The organism is Capnocytophaga sp. oral taxon 338 str. F0234, assembly GCF_000192225.1.
In the GTDB taxonomy this organism is placed as follows: domain Bacteria; phylum Bacteroidota; class Bacteroidia; order Flavobacteriales; family Flavobacteriaceae; genus Capnocytophaga.
Window position 1 is genome coordinate 1,725,480 of sequence record NZ_GL872413.1, and the last position, 18,895, is coordinate 1,744,374.

At 37.8% G+C, this 18,895-nt stretch carries 17 protein-coding genes and 4 tRNA genes; 14 read left to right on the plus strand and 7 right to left on the minus strand.

Features of this window, described 5'->3' with window-relative positions:
* Positions 1-73 precede the first annotated feature (73 nt).
* Positions 74-721 (plus strand): fructose-6-phosphate aldolase, encoded by a 648-nt coding sequence (fsa, locus tag HMPREF9071_RS07830; protein WP_009746076.1) that lies wholly within the window; start codon positions 74-76, stop codon positions 719-721.
* 46 nt (positions 722-767) lie between these two features.
* On the opposite strand, the gene trmB is transcribed toward fsa, so the two are convergent.
* Entirely contained in the window at positions 768-1,442 is a 675-nt protein-coding gene (gene trmB, locus HMPREF9071_RS07835; protein ID WP_009746077.1) for a tRNA (guanosine(46)-N7)-methyltransferase TrmB, read from the minus strand.
* 17 nt (positions 1,443-1,459) lie between these two features.
* Complete coding sequence (locus tag HMPREF9071_RS07840; protein WP_040358079.1) at positions 1,460-2,248, minus strand: (Fe-S)-binding protein; 789 nt, start codon at positions 2,246-2,248, stop codon at positions 1,460-1,462.
* Positions 2,249-2,520: 272 nt separating this feature from the next.
* On the opposite strand from HMPREF9071_RS07840, the gene mtaB reads away from it, so the two are divergent.
* The 5 genes from mtaB (at position 2,521) to HMPREF9071_RS07865 (ending at position 7,839) form a co-directional block, all read left to right on the plus strand.
* Positions 2,521-3,837 carry a tRNA (N(6)-L-threonylcarbamoyladenosine(37)-C(2))-methylthiotransferase MtaB gene (mtaB, locus tag HMPREF9071_RS07845; protein ID WP_009746079.1) on the plus strand — a complete coding sequence of 439 codons (1,317 nt, stop codon included), beginning with the start codon at positions 2,521-2,523 and terminating at the stop codon, positions 3,835-3,837.
* Between the two features lie 7 nt (positions 3,838-3,844).
* Positions 3,845-5,947 (plus strand): ATP-dependent DNA helicase RecG, encoded by a 2,103-nt coding sequence (gene recG, locus HMPREF9071_RS07850; RefSeq protein WP_009746080.1) that lies wholly within the window; start codon positions 3,845-3,847, stop codon positions 5,945-5,947.
* A 140-nt stretch (positions 5,948-6,087) separates the two neighbouring features.
* Complete coding sequence (locus HMPREF9071_RS07855) at positions 6,088-7,038, plus strand: acetyl-CoA carboxylase carboxyltransferase subunit alpha (RefSeq protein ID WP_009746082.1); 951 nt, start codon at positions 6,088-6,090, stop codon at positions 7,036-7,038.
* A gap of 143 nt (positions 7,039-7,181) precedes the next feature.
* Positions 7,182-7,418 (plus strand): hypothetical protein, encoded by a 237-nt coding sequence (locus HMPREF9071_RS07860; protein ID WP_009746083.1) that lies wholly within the window; start codon positions 7,182-7,184, stop codon positions 7,416-7,418.
* A gap of 13 nt (positions 7,419-7,431) precedes the next feature.
* Positions 7,432-7,839 (plus strand): hypothetical protein, encoded by a 408-nt coding sequence (locus HMPREF9071_RS07865; protein WP_009746084.1) that lies wholly within the window; start codon positions 7,432-7,434, stop codon positions 7,837-7,839.
* On the opposite strand, the gene HMPREF9071_RS07870 is transcribed toward HMPREF9071_RS07865, so the two are convergent.
* A complete protein-coding gene (locus HMPREF9071_RS07870) occupies positions 7,811-8,824 on the minus strand; it encodes an AraC family transcriptional regulator (RefSeq protein ID WP_009746085.1) in 1,014 nt (337 codons plus the stop codon). The two genes, HMPREF9071_RS07865 and HMPREF9071_RS07870, sit on opposite strands and share 29 nt — an antisense overlap.
* 135 nt (positions 8,825-8,959) lie before the next feature.
* On the opposite strand from HMPREF9071_RS07870, the gene HMPREF9071_RS07875 reads away from it, so the two are divergent.
* The 4 genes from HMPREF9071_RS07875 to HMPREF9071_RS07890 all read left to right on the plus strand — a co-directional run bounded on the left by HMPREF9071_RS07875 (position 8,960) and on the right by HMPREF9071_RS07890 (position 14,526).
* The gene (locus HMPREF9071_RS07875) at positions 8,960-11,290 is read left to right on the plus strand and encodes a TonB-dependent receptor (RefSeq protein ID WP_009746086.1); all 2,331 of its coding nucleotides are present in this window, start codon (positions 8,960-8,962) and stop codon (positions 11,288-11,290) included.
* Positions 11,291-11,675: 385 nt separating this feature from the next.
* Positions 11,676-12,347 (plus strand): DUF6796 family protein, encoded by a 672-nt coding sequence (locus HMPREF9071_RS07880; RefSeq protein ID WP_009746087.1) that lies wholly within the window; start codon positions 11,676-11,678, stop codon positions 12,345-12,347.
* Between the two features lie 11 nt (positions 12,348-12,358).
* A complete protein-coding gene (locus HMPREF9071_RS07885; RefSeq protein WP_009746088.1) occupies positions 12,359-13,588 on the plus strand; it encodes a hypothetical protein in 1,230 nt (409 codons plus the stop codon).
* Positions 13,589-13,686: 98 nt separating this feature from the next.
* Positions 13,687-14,526, plus strand: a complete 840-nt coding sequence (locus HMPREF9071_RS07890) for a class I SAM-dependent methyltransferase (RefSeq protein ID WP_009746089.1) — start codon at positions 13,687-13,689, stop codon at positions 14,524-14,526.
* Positions 14,527-14,678: 152 nt separating this feature from the next.
* Here the strand turns inward: HMPREF9071_RS07890 and HMPREF9071_RS07895 are convergent, their stop codons facing one another.
* The 3 genes from HMPREF9071_RS07895 to HMPREF9071_RS07905 are packed head-to-tail and all read right to left on the minus strand — an operon-like array spanning position 14,679 to position 17,701.
* A complete protein-coding gene (locus tag HMPREF9071_RS07895; RefSeq protein WP_009746090.1) occupies positions 14,679-15,959 on the minus strand; it encodes a DUF5694 domain-containing protein in 1,281 nt (426 codons plus the stop codon).
* 10 nt (positions 15,960-15,969) lie between these two features.
* Entirely contained in the window at positions 15,970-16,218 is a 249-nt protein-coding gene (locus HMPREF9071_RS07900) for a hypothetical protein (protein WP_009746091.1), read from the minus strand.
* A gap of 4 nt (positions 16,219-16,222) precedes the next feature.
* Positions 16,223-17,701, minus strand: coding sequence for a YfcC family protein (locus tag HMPREF9071_RS07905; RefSeq protein WP_040358459.1), 1,479 nt, complete (start codon positions 17,699-17,701; stop codon positions 16,223-16,225).
* Positions 17,702-17,922: 221 nt separating this feature from the next.
* On the opposite strand from HMPREF9071_RS07905, the gene HMPREF9071_RS07910 reads away from it, so the two are divergent.
* From HMPREF9071_RS07910 to HMPREF9071_RS07925, 4 genes are all read left to right on the plus strand, one after another.
* Positions 17,923-18,006, plus strand: a tRNA-Ser gene (locus tag HMPREF9071_RS07910).
* A gap of 19 nt (positions 18,007-18,025) precedes the next feature.
* Positions 18,026-18,100: transfer RNA gene (locus HMPREF9071_RS07915), tRNA-Pro, on the plus strand.
* A gap of 35 nt (positions 18,101-18,135) precedes the next feature.
* Positions 18,136-18,209: transfer RNA gene (locus tag HMPREF9071_RS07920), tRNA-Arg, on the plus strand.
* 6 nt (positions 18,210-18,215) lie between these two features.
* Positions 18,216-18,290: transfer RNA gene (locus HMPREF9071_RS07925), tRNA-Pro, on the plus strand.
* Positions 18,291-18,296: 6 nt separating this feature from the next.
* Here HMPREF9071_RS07925 and HMPREF9071_RS07930 read toward each other — a convergent pair.
* On the minus strand, positions 18,297-18,887 hold the full coding sequence (locus HMPREF9071_RS07930; RefSeq protein WP_009746093.1) for a non-canonical purine NTP diphosphatase: 591 nt from the start codon (positions 18,885-18,887) through the stop codon (positions 18,297-18,299).
* Positions 18,888-18,895 lie beyond the last annotated feature (8 nt).

Here is an 18,895-nt window from a genome sequence, read left to right on the forward strand (position 1 = left end):
TATTCAAAATATTTTTATCTCATAGGGAGGAAAATCCAAAAGAAAGTAGTACCTTTGTCAAAAAATTATAACAATGAAATTCTTTATAGACACTGCCAATCTGGCACAGATTCAAGAGGCTGAACACTTAGGAGTATTGGATGGCGTTACAACCAACCCTTCCTTAATGGCGAAAGAAGGTATTCGCGGAGAGGCAAATATCCAGAAACATTACAAGGATATTTGTCATATTGTTCAAGGAGATGTCTCCGCTGAAGTAATCGCTACCGATTACGAAGGAATTATCCGAGAAGGAGAAATCCTTGCAAACCTTCATCCTCAGATCGTAGTAAAAGTTCCTATGATAAAGGATGGAATTCGGGCTATTCGCTACTTTTCACAGAAAGGAATTCGTACTAACTGTACCTTAGTTTTCTCTGCTGGACAGGCTCTTTTAGCAGCCAAGGCAGGAGCCACTTATGTTTCTCCTTTTATTGGACGTTTGGACGATATCTCCACTGATGGATTAGGTCTGATTGCTGACATTCGCCTTATCTATGATAATTATGGCTATAACACCCAAATACTTGCAGCTTCTGTGCGCCATACCATGCATATTATAGAATGTGCTAAGATTGGAGCTGACGTAATTACAGCCCCTCTCTCAGCCATCTTAGGACTTCTCAAGCACCCACTTACCGATATTGGCTTGGAAAAATTCTTAGCTGATGCCAAAGGATAGACCCTATAGAAAAGGGTGCCCTTCTTTCTGAGGCACCCTACACTTTTTACTTTAACCGAAAACAGATGTAAGTAATCGGTTTTCCCTGCGAAAGATATTGTTTTTCATAGGTAGTTTGTATAGCTAATACTTCAGCAGGAGCCCCTTCATTTCGGTAGATATGATGGTTGGCATAAAGTACCTCTTGCCCCAGTCCATGAAGAAGTCCTAAGGTATATCCGTGTAAATATTCACTATCCGTTTTTAGATGAATTACCCCCTGAGGAGAAAGGATTCTTTTATATCTCTCCAAAAACTCCTCATTGGTAAGCCTATGTTTGGTACGCTTATACTTTATCTGAGGATCTGGAAAGGTAATCCATATTTCGGAAACCTCATTAGGAGCAAAAAACATATCAATAAGTTCAATTTGTGTCCGAAGGAAAGCTGCATTGGTAATACCTACCTCCAAAGCTGTTTTGGCTCCCCTCCAAAAGCGTGCTCCCTTTATATCTACCCCTATAAAGTTCTTACAAGAATTTCGTTGCGCTAAATTCACTGTATATTCCCCTTTTCCACACCCCAATTCCAAAACTATAGGGTGCTCATTTTTAAAAAAATCTCTTGCCCAAGAGCCCCTTAATGGAAATTTTCCAGCAATCACCTCCTCCCTGTTGGGTTGTATTACATTGGCAAAAGTTTCATTCTCTTTAAATCGTTTTAGCTTATTTTTACTTCCCATACAATTTCATAAATCATCTATAAATCTTCTGCTTGTTCTATCAGCAAAGCTATATCCATCACAGGCACTATCGTTTTTTGTTGATTTTTCACTCCATCGGTAAGCATTGTATTACAAAAAGGGCAAGCTGTAACAATAATTTCAGGACATACCTGCAAAGCCTGTTCTGCACGTACATTATTAATTTCAGCAGTTCCTTTCTCCGCCTCCTTGAACATCTGAGCTCCTCCTGCCCCACAACAGAAAGAATGAGCTCTATTCTTCTTCATCTCTACAATCTCAGCTTCTAACTTCTCAAGAAGTGCCCGTGGAGCTTCATACTCTCCGTTCCCCCTTCCTAAATAACAAGGATCATGAAAGGTAATACGCTTTCCCTTGAATATACCTCCTTCCACCCTCAAACGACCTTCTTCCAGAAGTTGCTTAAGCAATTGAGTGTGATGAAGTACTTCATACTTTCCCCCTAATGAGGGATATTCATTACGTAAAGTATTGAAACAATGTGGACAAGCAGTTACTATCTTAGTAATTCTATAATTATTAAGTGTTTCTATATTAGTCAGCGCCTGCATTTGAAAAAGAAATTCATTTCCAGCTCTTTTGGCAGGATCTCCAGTACAACCTTCTTCTGATCCTAATACGGCAAAGGAAACTTCCGCCTTGCAGAGTATTTTAGCAAAGGCTTTGGTAACACGGCGAGCACGTTCATCAAAACTCCCCGCACAACCTACCCAAAAGAGAATTTCTGGTTGCACTCCCTGAGCACTGAGCTCTGCCATTGTTGGAATATGAATAGGTGTATTCATTCTCTTTTTTGAGCGCAAAATTACGAAAATAATAATTAACGATTCATGATTCATAACTAATTTTTTAATATACTCAATATCAACATTATAATCTATAATTAAGATAGAATCCTCCTATGAACTTATAGAGGTTTAATGACTATACTACTCAATAATTACCTTACAGAACAGGCAAATTACATTAATTAAATAGTTTTTTGTACCTTTGTGCCGAGTTTGAAAAGGCTCCTCTGATGAGTTTGTGATTTTTTACTAAATCTTACTTTATATCTATGAAAAAACGTGTTGCCTTCTACACTTTGGGTTGTAAGCTGAATTTTGCTGAAACAGCAACTATTGCTCGTAGCTTTGAAAACGAAGGATTTGATAAGGTAGACTTTGAAGAACCTGCCGACATATATGTAATTAACACTTGTTCTGTTACTGAAAATGCAGATAAACAATTTAAGCAAATTGTACGTAAAGCCTTAAAACATAATGAAAATGCTTTTATAGCTGCCATAGGTTGTTATGCTCAACTTAAACCAGAAGACCTCATTGCAGTAGATGGAGTGGATTTGGTATTAGGCGCTAAAGAAAAATTCAATATCACTCAATATATTGATGACCTTACCAAGCTCAATAAAGGACAAGTACATTCCTGTGACATCAATGAAGCCGATTTCTATGTAGGAAGTTATTCCATAGGTGACCGTACACGTGCTTTCCTAAAGATACAAGATGGCTGTGACTACAAATGCACCTATTGTGCCATTCCTATGGCTCGAGGTATCTCCCGTAGTGATACTATTGAAAATATCTTGAAGAATGCTAAAAAAATATCTGAGAATAACATCAAAGAAATCGTACTTACTGGGGTAAATATAGGGGATTATGGAAAAGGAGAATTCGGTAATAAGAAGCATGAACACACTTTTTTAGAACTCATCCAAGCGCTGGATACAGTAGAGGGAATAGAACGCTTACGTATCTCCTCCATTGAACCTAATCTGCTTAAGGATGAAACCATTGCTTTTGTTGCTCAAAGTCGTAGCTTTGTTCCTCATTTCCATATTCCTTTACAAAGTGGCAGCAATGATATCTTAAAGAAGATGAAGCGCCGCTACCTCAGAGAACTCTACCAGAATCGTGTGGCTAAAATCAAAGAGGAAATGCCTGATGCCTGCATAGGAGTAGATGTTATCGTAGGTTTTCCTGGAGAAACAGATGAGCATTTCTTAGAAACCTATCATTTTCTTAACGAACTGGATATCTCTTACCTACATGTATTCACCTATTCCGAACGTGACAATACCGAAGCCGTAAAGATGGAAGGAGTTGTTCCCAGTGAGATACGCGCCAAACGAAGCCGTATGTTACGTGGACTCTCAGCAAAAAAGCGACATTATTTCTATGAAAAACAATTAGGCACTACCCATAAAGTACTCTTTGAAAGTGATAACAAGGATGGATTCATGCACGGATTCACAGAGAATTACGTAAAGGTAAAAACACCCTGGAACCCTAATCTCATTAACACCTTGCAACCTGTGGTTCTAAAGAAAATAGACTCTGATGGCATAGTTACTGTGGAATTCTTAAATACTTAAACCCTATATGGTTATACTGGAAACACCCATTGAACACCTAAGAGGAGTGGGCACCCAGCGCGCTACCCTACTCAAGAATGAACTTCAAGTAGCTAATTATCAGGATTTGCTACACCTGTTTCCTACGCGATATATTGATAGAACACAATACTATAAAATACAGGATTTAAGAGACTCCTCTGCTGAAGTACAGATTATTGGACGTATTATTCACCTTAAAACAGTAACTGGAAAAAATAAAAGACAGCAGAGACTTGTGGCTACCTTTACCGATGGTACTGCAAGTATGGAACTTATTTGGTTTCACCCTTCTCAATGGCTTAAAGATCATCTATTACTAAATGTGCCTTATGTGATCTTTGGCAGATGTTCCCTCTTCGCAGGAACTTTTTCCATGGTACATCCTGAAATGGAAACTCTTGAGGAACATCAAAACACGCTGCAAGGAAATATACAAGCGGTATACCCTTCTACTGAAAAACTTACTAAAAGAGGTATTACCCAGCGAGTAATGCGCAGGCTCTTCGAGACTCTCTTTCATGAAGTAGGTAAGGACTTCCAAGAAACCCTACCTAATGAAATGCTCCAACCATTACGATTGCTTCCAAAGGGAGAAGCCCTCTTTCAGATTCATTTTCCTCAGTCACAAGACCTTTTAGCCAAAGCACAGTTCAGGCTTAAGTTAGAAGAACTCTTTTATATACAATTACAACTGATACAGAAAAATTATCTAAATAAGAAATTGAAAGGGTTTCTATTCCCAAAAGTAGGAGATTATTTTAATACTTTCTATTATCAATATCTTCCCTTTCCACTAACCGAAGCACAAAAGCGAGTAATTAAGGAAATCCGTAATGATATGGCAACAGGAGCACAAATGAACCGCCTCTTACAAGGAGATGTAGGAGCTGGAAAAACCATCGTAGCACTTTTTGCTATGCTTTTAGCCTTGGATAATCATTACCAAGCTTGTCTTATGGCACCTACAGAAATCCTTGCACAACAACATTTTCAAGGTATATCCTCCTTATTAGCTCATACAAATGTACACATTGCCCTCCTTACAGGAAGTACAAAAACTAAAGAAAGACACCTCATTCATCAGTCACTGGAAAATGGTCAACTACAAATAGTGATAGGTACACACGCCCTACTGGAGGATAAGGTAAGGTTTCATAACTTAGGCTTAGCAATTATAGATGAACAACATAGGTTTGGAGTAGAACAACGCTCTAAACTCTGGCACAAAAATGAGCTTCCGCCTCATGTGCTAATCATGTCCGCCACACCTATCCCCCGTACCTTAGCCATGAGCTTATATGGTGATTTGGATATTTCTGTTATTGATGAACTTCCTCCTGGAAGGAAACCAATCAAAACCATTCATCAATATGATACCCATCGGGGGAAAATATATCAATTTCTTCATGATGAAATCACCAAGGGACGGCAAATATACGTAGTCTATCCCCTTATAGAAGAATCCGAGGCTCTTTCTTTCAAGAACCTTACCGAAGGCTACCAGCAACTCTGTAGCGCCTTTCCTGCTCCTGAATATACCATTGCTATGGTACACGGACAGCTCAAACCTGAAGAGAAAGAAGCCCAAATGCAACTCTTCCAAGAAGGAAAAGCCCAAATCATGGTAGCTACTACCGTCATAGAAGTAGGAGTCAATGTGCCTAATGCTTCGGTCATGCTTATAGAAAGTGCTGAACGCTTCGGGCTCTCACAACTCCACCAACTCCGTGGACGCGTAGGACGTGGGGCTGAACAAAGCTATTGCATCCTGATGACGGATGTAAAACTCAGTCATGATTCTCGTACCCGTATGGAAACTATGGTCGCCACCAATGATGGCTTTCAAATCGCTGAAGTAGATCTAAAACTCAGAGGACCTGGTGACCTTATGGGCAAACAACAAAGTGGCGTTCTTGCCCTAAAAATTGCCGACTTGGTCAAGGATGGAGCACTCTTGAAAGTCGCTCGTGATTATGCCACTGACCTGATCCACATAGACCCTGAACTGACCGACCCCTCTCATGTAAATGTTGCCAATACCCTTTCCTTACTTAAAAGAAACAGAGGTATTTGGAATTACATCAGCTAATAGAACATAAAAAAGGCTTTCTTATGGCAATTGACGAACCTACGTTAAATTTTTGCTTTTTTAGAAAAAAAATGCGTACTTTTGCACCGCTGAATATGGTAGATTTTTTGACCACATCTCTATAATCAAACTTAAAGAATATGGAATATTTAGATTTTGAGCTTCCTATTAAGGAACTTGAAGAACAGTTAGATAAATGTATTGCCCTCGGAAATGAAAGTAATGTAGATGTTTCTGATACTTGTAAAAAACTCACTAAACGATTAGACCAAGTAAAAAAAGATATCTATGAAAATCTTACTCCTTGGCAGCGTGTACAAGTATCTCGGCATATTGACCGCCCTTATGCCCTTGATTATATTCACGCACTCTGTGGTAATACCTTCATAGAACTTCATGGAGATCGTACTGTAGGAGATGATAAAGCAATGGTGGGAGGCTTAGGAAAGATTGGCAATCAATCCTATATGTTTATCGGACAACAAAAAGGGAATAATACCAAGAGTCGCCAATATCGCAACTTTGGGATGCCTAACCCTGAAGGGTACCGAAAGGCATTGCGCCTAATGAAATCCGCTGAGAAATTCAATATTCCCGTGGTTACCTTTATTGATACACCTGGTGCTTATCCTGGTATAGAGGCTGAAGAAAGAGGACAAGGAGAGGCTATCGCTCGTAACCTGTTGGAAATGTCTCGATTACAAGTACCCATTATCGTCTTTATCATAGGAGAAGGAGCCTCCGGAGGAGCCCTCGGTATAGGAGTAGGAGATAAAGTATTCATGCTTGAAAATACTTGGTATTCCGTAATCTCTCCTGAATCCTGTTCCTCTATCCTTTGGCGTAGTTGGGAGTATAAAGAGCGTGCTGCAGATGCCCTTAAACTTACTGCTAAGGACATGAAGGCTAATGGACTCATTGACGATATTATCAAAGAACCTCTTGGAGGGGCTCATCGAGACAAACCGGCTATCTTTGAAAGCGTTAAAAAAGCTATTGAGGATACCTATAAAAAACTCTCCAAACTCACTGTGGAGAAACTTGTGGAAAAAAGAATGGAAAAATACACCAGCTATGGTGTTTATAAATAGAAACACAAACAATTATAAGAATATGAAATGGTTTAAAATTATTTGTATAATCCTCTCTTTAGGAACATTGGCAAGCAGTTGTGGTGCTTTTCAGGGACATGCCTGCCCACATAGTAGAAGGTGCTAACTTAAATACTTAACGAATGTCAGCTAAAGGTCGTGCTTTTCTATTAAATTTTCTCTGTTTTGGAGTTCTTTTTATCCTTATCCGATGGGGAGTGCTCTATTTTTTTCCTAATCTCACCTACATGATTGCTTTCCTTATTACAGGAATTCTATCCATCATATTAGCCCCTCGATTTGCTGCCTTTAAAAAAGAGGAAGGTAAGGAAGTCATTCTCATGAAATGGATTTTCCTTAAGAATATACGAGAACTATAATTAGGGTAATATCATGCAAATCCAATTGAAAAAATTAGGAAAGAAGAAGATAAAAATCATTGACATCAGTTTGGAAAAACACCCCAAAACTTTACGGGAGCTAATTACTGAATGTGTGAAGAGCGAGGTCAGGCGCTTCAATGATTCTCGTGAGGATACTTCTCTCCTGCCCTTCCTCAGTGCTAAAGAAATAGGAGAACAAGCCCAAGCAGGGAAAATTACCTTTGGTGAGAAAGAGAACCGACAACTTGCCGACCTAAACAAAGCCATTGATACAGCGATGCTCGCCTATACCGATGGACTTTTTGCTGTATTTATTAACGAGGAAGAAATTCAAGACCTGGACGCTCCCATCCATTTGACTGATCAAAGTACTCTCACCTTCATTCGCCTTACTTTCTTAACAGGGACTTATTGGTAATAGTCTCTCTCATCCCCTGCGGAGTAATCCCATATTTGCGCTTAAAAGCAGTAGAGAAATGTGAAAGATATTCATACCCACACTGCAAAGCTACCTCACTGATGGACTTTTCTGTATATAACAAAAGTTGTTGGGCAAGATGCATTTTATAATCATATAAATAGCCAAAAATAGTATTACCAAATACTTCCTTGAATCCGTAACACAATTTCTTCTCATTGAGTCCAACTTCCCGTGCCAATTCACTTATAGAGGGAGTATGTTGCAAATCACTAATGATTCTGTCACTTACCTCATGTATCTTATCTATATCTGAATGAGTTTTACAATATTGATAGGAATGATCCGCTATTTCTTCTTGAAATTGTAATAGAAAGAGTTCTAACATTTTTAAATCGGCATAAACCTTAGCCCCTTTCCCTAATAAATGGCTATTCTTGAGTTGTTGCAATACATTCATCATCTGAAAAGAAGTTACAAAGCATTGCTCACTCCTAAGAAAGAAATTACCTTCTTTCTGGAATTTTTGATATATATTAATAAAAGTTTCTGGATATTTGCATGCCATTTCTGCAAACTGCGCCTCGCTTATTGCTATAGTGATTACCTCTACATTATCTTCCTTGAAGAACCTATCCTTCCCCAAACATTCTTCTTTGCAAAAGAATACATTATGAGCTCCCGCTCTCGCATAGTTATTCATTGCTTTCCCTACCTCTACATAAACCCCTCTTCTACTTCTAATTAAAAAATAGAACCGCACTGAAGGAATAGCCATTTTCCCTTCAAAAGTATAATCATCCTTCACTTGTGCTCGCCACGAATAATAATTATACTCTCCTATGAGCTTAGCATCTATAACAAACTCACCTGCCTTATTCTTCATATATCCATAATACTTATCTATATCTGCTTCTGTACGCATTATAGGTATTTCTATCTTAGTATTTCCCCCTTGTGGTACCTGTTCTTTTATAACTTTCATCTTGATTTGCTATGGAAATTAAAACTTTTGCTAAGGAAATGAAACTCTTTCCTTTTGATTTATTGTAATTTTGCGCGTTCTTAGTATTTAGAACAAAATTAAATAAAAATTCTGGAATATCAAAATTTTATTTACATGTTGTCAAAAAGAATCCTTTTCATATTATTTTTTCTTTTTTCTATTCCTTTTTATAGTCAGAACAAAGGTACCCTTTCAGGAAAAGTCATCGACAAAACCACTGGAGAACCTTTAATTAAGGCTGATATTATCATTAAAGAACTAAACTTAGGCACAAGTGCCGACGAGAAAGGAAACTATCAAATCCATAATCTTCCTTTGGGCACTTATATTGTATCCTTTTATTATCTTGGTTATCAGACTGTAAATAAAAAAATTACTATTAGTGGGCAAACACGCATGAATGTTTCTCTTAAAGAAGAAAAAAAAGAAATTGGAGAAATGGTATTCACTGCCAAAACCATTGCTCATCAGAAAAAAGAAGAAGCTATGCCCGTTACTGTGATTGATATATCCAATATGCGAGGTACCGTAAGCAGTGTACAGGATATTTTAGTAAAAACAGTAGGAGTTACCTTGCGCTCCTCAGGAGGAGTGGGCAGTAGCTCCCGTATCTCTGTCAGAGGACTGGAAGGTAAGCGTATCGGCTTTTTTATAGATGAACTCCCTTTAGCAGAACAAACGGATTATATCGATATCAATGATATCCCCATTGATATGATTGACCGTATTGAGATATATAAAGGAGTAGTCCCTGCACGCTTTGGAGGTTCTTCCCTCGGTGGGGCTGTGAATATTGTTATTCGTGAATATCCTGACAAATATGCTGACTTAAGCTATAGTATTGAATCCTATAACACTCACAAACTACAAGCTGTTCTCAAGCGGAACCTTAAAGAACGTGGACTCATTTTTGGTATAGGAGGAGGATATACTTCTTCTGATAATAATTATACTTTTGATTCCCCTTACAGAAAAGGCTTACGCATCACTCGTAACCACGATAAGTTTCAAAAGATTATCATCGGTGGTAGCCTTAAAGCAAAAAAATGGTGGTTTGATGAAGTAGAATTAGAACCTGTTATCGTAAAAACCTATAAAGAAATACAAGGAATAGAATATGATATACGTGAGGCTCATAGCAAATCCTTAATGGCAGGACTCTCTAACAAATTAGAAAAAGACAATTTCCTTACTGAAGGACTTAATTTTGATATGTTCAATGGGGTGGTATTCACTCGAATGAATTTCATTGATAAAGCTACTCGCCGTTATGAATGGGATGGTTCTTCCTTTCCCACTACCTCCCGTTATGGTGGTGAAGTAGGTTATAATTATCCATCAGATTCCGATGACAAGAAACTTTCTTTTATTAACAAAACCAACTTAGAGTATATCCTTAATGAACGGCATTCTCTCAATTTCAATTCTGTACTTTCTATAGCACATGGTAAGCCCAAGGATGACCTTAAGAAATTAAGTTTAGGCAAGCAGGTGAATTTTGATTCACAAATGCTCAGTTGGGTAAGTGGTCTTACCTACGATTTCCGTACCTCTGATGATAAGTTTCTTAACTCACTTACAGGTCGTTACTATCTCTATACCATGCACACTCAAATGACTCCTCTCTTTGTAGGGAACCAGTATGAGGTAAATCTCAACAAAAGCAATTTCGGTCTCAATAATGCTATGCGTTATCGTTTTCTTCCCTCTCTTATGGGAAAATTTTCTATAGGATATGATGTGCGTATCCCTTCAGAAAGTGAACTCTTGGGGGATGGTATCGGTATTATTCCCAGTGGGGAACTTCTCCCTGAGCGCAATACCAGTGCTAACTTAGGGTTACTTTTTGACCTTGTAGGAAAACACCCAACAAATGCACAGGTAGAAATGAATTTTTTCTATATGCACCTGAAGGATATGATACGCTATACCGCCGGACTCATCGGGGCACAGTACCAAAACTTTGGCGAAATGCGTACTATAGGGGTAGAATTCGAAGCTAAAGCAGATGTACTCCCTTTCCTCTATGCTTATGTGAATACTACTTATCAGGATTTAAGAGATATACGTGACTATGAAACTACAAGTACTGTTCCTAATCCTACCAAAAACAAGCGAATGCCTAATATTCCTTACTTAATGGCAAATGCTGGAATAGAGTTCCACCAAGAAAATCTCTTTGGGGGCACTGGACAAAATACACGTATTTTCATAGATGGTACTTTCATAGAGGAATATTTCTATGATTTTGAAATGACGCAACTTGACAAGCGTCGTATTCCCCGTAGCACTACCTTTGATATAGGTTTTGAGCACAGTTTTTTGAATAATAAAATATTTCTCTCGGGGAAAGTGCGGAATATAACGAATGAAAAGACCTTATCAGAATTCAATCGCCCGCTAATGGGAATCAATGGAGGGGTGAAGCTAAGAGTAATATTCTAACACCCTCTCGTCCGAACCAAAAATATACTTTAACTATACTTTCAGTGGGTCTACAGTGGCTCTACAGTGGGTCTACAGTGGGTCTACAATAAATTAAAAGCGGATTTAAAGTGTTTAATAAATGTAGTAAACCAGTAATTAACGTGAGTTGGATGTAAGAAAAGTGTAGCTTATGCTATAGAAATCTTACAAATCTTCACAAATCAAACAAATAGGAAACAAGTTGCCTGAGAGTCTCTCACAGATTACACGGACCACTCAGCTAAAGCTGAAGAATTTCGCGTAACAGTAACAATAGTAAAGAGCGTGGGAGGATGCTTAAAATCAACAAATTAAACTAACTCTTGATTAGCATTAATAACTATATAAAAATTAATAATTATATATGAAAAAAGGATTTATTTTAGGCTTAATAGCCTCGCTCATCACCTTTGCGGGTGATATGTTATTAGGATATATTCAGGTAGAAAACCCTGATAAATCACTGATGAATTTCTCGCTTGCCTTGCCTTTACCGCGTATTTTGTGGGGAGGGTTCTTAGGTGTGATAGGTATCCCGTTGCAATGTATAGGGTATTGTCAAATCTACAAACTGATGAAAGAAGGTAGTAAAACGCTCTCCAAACTTTACAAAGTAGGTGTTTGGGGGTGGATGGTAATGGCGGCTTGTGGGGTGCACCTGAATTGTGCTGTGGTGATGCTCATTTACAAACAGCTTTATCCTACCGACGCAACCTTAGCTCACGAGGTGGCTACTACCTTTGCCAATAGTGTATTAGTGCCTTGCTATTATATTTTTATTGTCTTCTTCCTACTGATGAACATCACACAGTTCATAGCTTTTATAAGAAAGAAGACTATTTATCCTCGTGTAGTGGCACTTTTCAATATGTTTATAGGTATTGTAGTGATCTATATCATTGTTTCTCTCTTACCTGATTCAGCACTAAGAAACGGTATCAAAACGTCAGCTATCAGTTTGGGCAATGCTTTAATGTTTATAGGGTTGCTACTTTTTCAAGGTCAGACAAGTCTAACAAGTAATAATAATAACTAAAAACTAATTTTATGTATTCAAAAGTATTTTTAACCGCGTGTGCTTTTGCACTACTTAGTGTCTCTTGTAAAAAAGATGACAATAACAATCCTACAAACCCTACTATTATCTCCAAAAGTTCAGGTAAGTATCTCTTAGAAACATCCACTAAGAATGGTGATGGTATGAGTGGCAGTTCCTATTTACAGCTTTTCAATAACTTATCAGGAGAAATAGATAATTCAAAAGCCGAACAAACAGAATTTGGTTCTTCGGTACAAGTAATTGGTAATGAAGTCTATATCTTCGATACCATGAAAGGGGTCGGAGGGGTTACTCTTTGGACATATAATCCTACTGACCAACGACTTACCAAAAGAGCTCATCTTGATACTCCTGCAGGTTCTATGATAGGACATCTTGAAAAGGTAAGTGATACCAAAGCCTATCTACCGCTCTATACCCAAGGCGTAGTATGGATCATCAATCCTAAAACTATGCAGAGAACAGGGGAAATTGCGCTTAATTCCTATGCTCATGGGGACGCTAGTCCGGAGCCTGCTATGGGACTTATTCGAGACGGCAAATACTACCTATGCCTTAACCAAATAGACCCTGCAAAAAGCTGGCAGCCTTATGCTGACTATCAGCAATGTGATGTGGCTATTATTGATATCCAAACCGATAAGGTGGAGAAAATAGCTTCCGAAAAAGTTACGGGTCTTACTTTCCCTACACGTCCTATGTCTCAATGTAGTGGCATGATCTTCACCAATGAAGTAGGTGATCTATATATGGCTACAGCAGGATATTTTGGATATAACCTTAATAATACCAAGTGTGGATTTATTGCTCTTAACAAGGGAAGCAATGAGTTTGATACTGCTAAATCATGGGATATCTCTACGACTACTATTGAAGGCACTTCCTATAAACCTGCTGCTGTTTATAACTGTCAGTACATAGGAAACGGAAAGGTTGCTGCCTATGTAGGTATTACAGAACTCAATGGTGATAATGCTTATACTGCAAAAAATTCAATGGCAGTACTCATAGATCTTAATGCAAAAACCATTAAAAAAATAGACGGCATTCCTCTTACTGATGGACATAGTATCTACATAGGTAAATATAAAGATTTAGTAGTATTTGCTGCCTTTGGTACAGATAAAATAGGACTCTTTAGCTATAACCCTACCACTAATGCTACTGAAAAATTGCTTTCTACTATAGGAAATGCATCCTTTTTCCATGCATTTTAATTAAATCTTAATGTGCCAATGTCTGTAAATCTCTCATTGGTACATTATCTCACATCTATTTACTATTTTCTCAAGATAGAATAATTTTTAGCAAGAAAATGAATACAGAGAACCTACAATCTTTAGGAAAAATACCTGAAACTATGCTCATTACTTTATGGGCTAAAGCTGAAGAGTGTCACTATAAGCAACCTTTTTTGGTAGATGAGAAAGCTCAAGAAATGATTTCTCAGATAGATTATGATTTTTCTAAATTCAAAAAATCCAAGTTCAGTCAAGCGGGGGTTTGTCTCAGGGCAAGCCTTATAGATAAGGAAGTTCAAGCCTTTATATCAGACCATCCCGATGCAGTGGTTATCCAGCTAGGAGCCGGCTTGGATGCTCGTTATGAGCGTATAGGATGCCCTAATGTAACCCATTGGTATGAGCTTGACCTCCCTGAGGTGATTGAATTGCGTAAAAAATTCTTCCAAGAAAGTGAACGAAGGACATTCCTATCCCTCTCCTTATTTGACTCTCAATGGATAACTCTTATAAAGGCTCCCCAAAAACCCATCCTTATCATTGTAGAAGGTGTTCTTATGTATTTTGAAAGAAAGGATATAAAAGCCTTTTTTGAGACTCTTTGCCATGAATTAAATGAGGCTGTTTTTCTTTTTGATATGTTGGCTTATGCCTTAGTAGGACATGCTAAGGTACATGATTCCTTAGGGACTATGGAAGAAAATCAGCGCCCTGAATTTAAATGGAGTGAACTCAATAGTCACACCTTGGAGGCGTGGAATCCTAAGATTCATATAGAGAAGGAATACTTTATGAGTGATTTTAATAAAGGACGCTATCCCTTCATCTTCAGAATGCTATACAAAATTCCCTATTTCTACAGAAGATTTAATCAGAGAGTGATAAAAGTGAAAATAGTAGAAAATGAAGAGTAAAAAATCCTCTCTCCCCTTGAAAGGGAGAAAAACCTTTAAGAAAGAGGCTGCCCTTTTCGGACAGCCTCAACTCGTTCTAACGCAGATGCGAAGTACAAAAACTTCAAATCTGCATGTAACCCCGCCTAACATAAAGCCTCTATCAGGCAATGTTATTTGTTCTGTTCTCTTGTGTAAGGCTCATTCTCAAAGTTTTTGTAAATATATTTTTCTGCAACATTCATATTAACGCCCAATGTTTTACATGCTTTTTTACATTCTTGATAAGCTTTTATAGCCTTATCTCTTTGGTTGGTCATGTCATAACAAAAACCTAAATTACGCCAATAATATACTACAAAAAACCAATGCTTTTCTTTTGGTAATTCATTTAATTTTTTGGTAATGCTTTTCGATATTTTAATCGCACCGAAATAATCTTTTTCTAAAAATCTAATCCACGCTTTCTCAAACTGCAATACTGCTGATTTTGAGCGTTGAGATTCCCATTCAGCTACAACGGATATAGCTTTTCTTATATTTTCAACAGGTATAATATTGGGGTTATCATCCATTCCTATTCCATGAATCAGAGGAACTAATGCATTTTGATACAAGACATCTATGGAAGAAGTATCTGACATATCATAATAACCTTTTGCCAAATCATTTTTAATAAATCCTATTATGTTTGAGGTTGGAACTATTGTCTTTAAAGGTAATAACTTCTCAAAGTTAACTAATTGCACGTCTTCTTGTTTTGACAAAGCAATATCAAAATAGTACTTATGTTCAGCTCCTGTAAGTATCATAATGCGTTTCCCTTTGTTTTCGGCGATAGCAGTGTTAATTAATTCCATCATTTTGGCATTCCGCAACTCCGAATATAAATTCATGCAGCCGTCCCCATACACACGGATTGATATAGTATACATCTCTCGGATGTAGTTGTTGTAATCTTTGCCGTTAAAAAACTCATATCCCATTTTATTATTTTTCCAGATGCTATCCATAGTGCCATATTTCTCTACGAATGCCTGCATTATGTGATTGTTTTTTACTAACGAATCGGCTTGTTGACTTTTTGTTTTATAATCATCGGTTTTGATATATTTACTCCTTTCAGCACGAGCATCCGATAGAGTTTCCCACCAATCAATCGGATAAACTTTCTTATTATTATCAAAACCATATATTGAAGCTATCATCATTTCTTTGAGGTAGGATTGCTTTCTAAAATAAGATGGTGGTATTTCTACACAAATTACATCAGGATTGTAAGTGCCTAAAATATTCAGAATATCTTGATATAAATAATTCGGATTATTACTGTGCCCACTATGAATTGTGCCGATTACAAGCACTTCCGTTTTTGTTTGTGCTTTCGTTTCTGCAAGAAAACAGAATCCCATTACCATAAATAGAAAAATCTTCAAAAATTGGTACTGTCTCATATTGTTGCTTTTAATGTTGCTTAACGTTTTGGCACTTGGCGCAATGGCGGATTTCGGAACACAAAACTGTCTTTAAATGCCCAATGCCATTTCTAATTTGACAGTTTAATGTATCTATAAAATAGTCTAAGAATGAATGCTTTTTAATAATATCTTTTTTAATCCCGTTGTCTTTTGCAAAATAAGCCGAGAGTTGGTTGCAGTTAGGTATTACTCCAAAGCCATTGAAGTCTTTTCTTTCTGCCTCTTTTTTCTTCACTTATTTAAACCCATAGTAAAACTGTCAGTACCACCGTAAAAATAGCAATCAGAGGCCAGCAGAACTTTAACCACTGATTATAGTTAACATTTACCATAGCAAGCGATGGTAATGTTACTCCTGTAGGAGTGATAAGTGACATAATTCCTATACCAAAAAGGTAAGCACTCACCACCTTGTCTCCTTCTATACCTACTGCTGTAGCTAAAGCTCCCATAATAGGCATGGTAAGCACTGCCATTCCTGAAGAAGAGGCAATGAACAAACTCAATACTCCTAAAATTAGCATGACTATAGGTAAGAATACCATAGGAGACATTCCTTTTACAAGTTCAGTAGCATAATATAATATTGTTCCTGATATTTGTCCCTCATTCAATATAAAAGATACTCCTCGAGCAATTCCAATAATAAAAGCTACCCCTAATAAGTCTCTCGCTCCTGCAAGAAATTGTTCTACAAACTTCTTTTCTCCCGAGCGTTGTAAAATAGCAATTATAACAGCGGATGCCAAGAACAGACCTGTCATCTCCTGAAACCACCATTTCCATTGGGATACCCCTATAATCATTACCACAAAAGTAAGAGCAAATACCAATAACTGTATCTTAGTGGAGAGTTTCAATTCAGTAGTTCCTTTTGCAATATTAGAAGTATAGATTTCAGGAAGTTCTACACCATATACTAAGGATTTTTCAGGATGCTTTTTTACCTTTTCAGCATAATAAGTGATATAAATAATACTAATAGTAAGGCATAATACCAGTGCAATAGCCCGTATGGTAAGCCCCGAAGTCCAGTCCACCCCAGCTGCATCGGAGGCAATGATTACGGCAAATGGATTGGAAGTAGAAGCCAATGTTCCTACATTAGCTCCTATGAAAATCACCGCTAACGGTACCAAGAGGTCATAACCTGCAGCTAAGAAAATAGGAACTAACATAGGGTAGAATGCTAAAGTTTCCTCTGCCAAACCAAAGGAAGTACCTCCTAAAGCCATAAGTGTTGCTAAAACAATTATCAGAATTCCTTCTTTCCCCTTAAAGCGATGAGCTAAATAGCCAACTCCTTCATTAAGAGCTCCGGAACTATTGAATACCCCTATAAATCCTCCTATAAAAAGTACGAAAAGAATAAGACTTACCGCTTCGTATATTCCCTTAATAGGAGCAAAAAGAATTTCTACAAAGCCTTGAGGAGTTGCCTTTCTCTGCTTGTACGTATTGGGAATAGAAATAGGATTTTTTATCTTCTGGTCAGTGAATTTGCTAAGTTCTATAGAAATACTACGCTCAGAAAGAGCCTGCTGTGTAGCAGGTACTTGATAAAGAGTATCCGCACTTTGAATAACAAAAACATTCTTATCCTTATCATATTGGAGTGTATCATAACCTCCAGCAGGTAACAAATAAGTGAGTGCTGCTGCCAAACACATTACTATAACAAGGATAGTGTAGGGAGTGGGGAATTTCATTTTCTTCATCTTCATGATTTTTAATTCCTGCAAAAGTAGTTAAAAAAATACAATTTACAAAATTATTACTACATTTTTTTAAGACAATTGATTTTCAGCAAATTATTTCCTTTACATTTTTTTCAAAAAAAGAGGTCTAAAAGTTTGTAGATATAAAAAAAAATTGTAATTTTGCACCCGCAACTGTGAGTTAATTACAGTTCATCGTATAGTGATTTTATTATGATTTAGGAGAGGTGCCGGAGTGGTAACGGAGCAGATTGCTAATCTGTCGGCGGGTAACTGTCGCCTGGGTTCGAGTCCCAGTCTCTCCGCTTTTTATCTTATTTTTTTCGGGGTGTAGCGTAGTCCGGTTATCGCGCCTGGTTTGGGACCAGGAGGTCGTAGGTTCGAATCCTGCCACCCCGACTTTATTTTTGTGGCATAGTTAATTTTTAAATTAAGGTCACGTAGCTCAGTTGGATAGAGCATCTGCCTTCTAAGCAGACGGTCACAGGTTCGAATCCTGTCGTGATCACCTCTGCGGGGTGTAGCGTAGTCCGGTTATCGCGCCTGGTTTGGGACCAGGAGGTCGTAGGTTCGAATCCTGCCACCCCGACAATTTCTACTCAAGGGTTCCTATTCTTATCTTAAGAAATTGTACTAACTTCTGCAGAGCCCTCCCCCTGTGACTTATATTATTCTTTTCCTGCCGAGTCATCTGAGCAAAAGTTTTCTCATATCCTTCTGGCATAAAAACAGCATCATAACCAAACCCTCCTTCTCCCTTGCGCAAGTGGGTAATTTCACCCTTAATAATTCCTTCAAAAGTATGCATCTCATCATTTATACAGAGAGCAAATATAGTCTTGAACTGGGCTTTCCTATTCTCCTTATCTCTCATATTCTTGAGCAATAGGTCTATATTAGCCTGGTCATCCTTCATATCCCCTGCATACCGAGCAGAATATACTCCTGGTGCACCCTCAAGAATACTTACTTCCAAGCCTGTATCATCAGAAAAAACATCATAACCGTATCTTTCTTTCACATATTGTGCCTTTTGGATAGCATTCCCTTCTATAGTAGGTGCCGTTTCAGGAATATCCTCTAAGCATCCTATCTCATCCAATGTGAGTAACTCTATCTCTCGAGGAAGCATACTTTGTACTTCCTTTAATTTATTTCTATTATGGGTGGCAAAAACTAATTTCATTATATAAC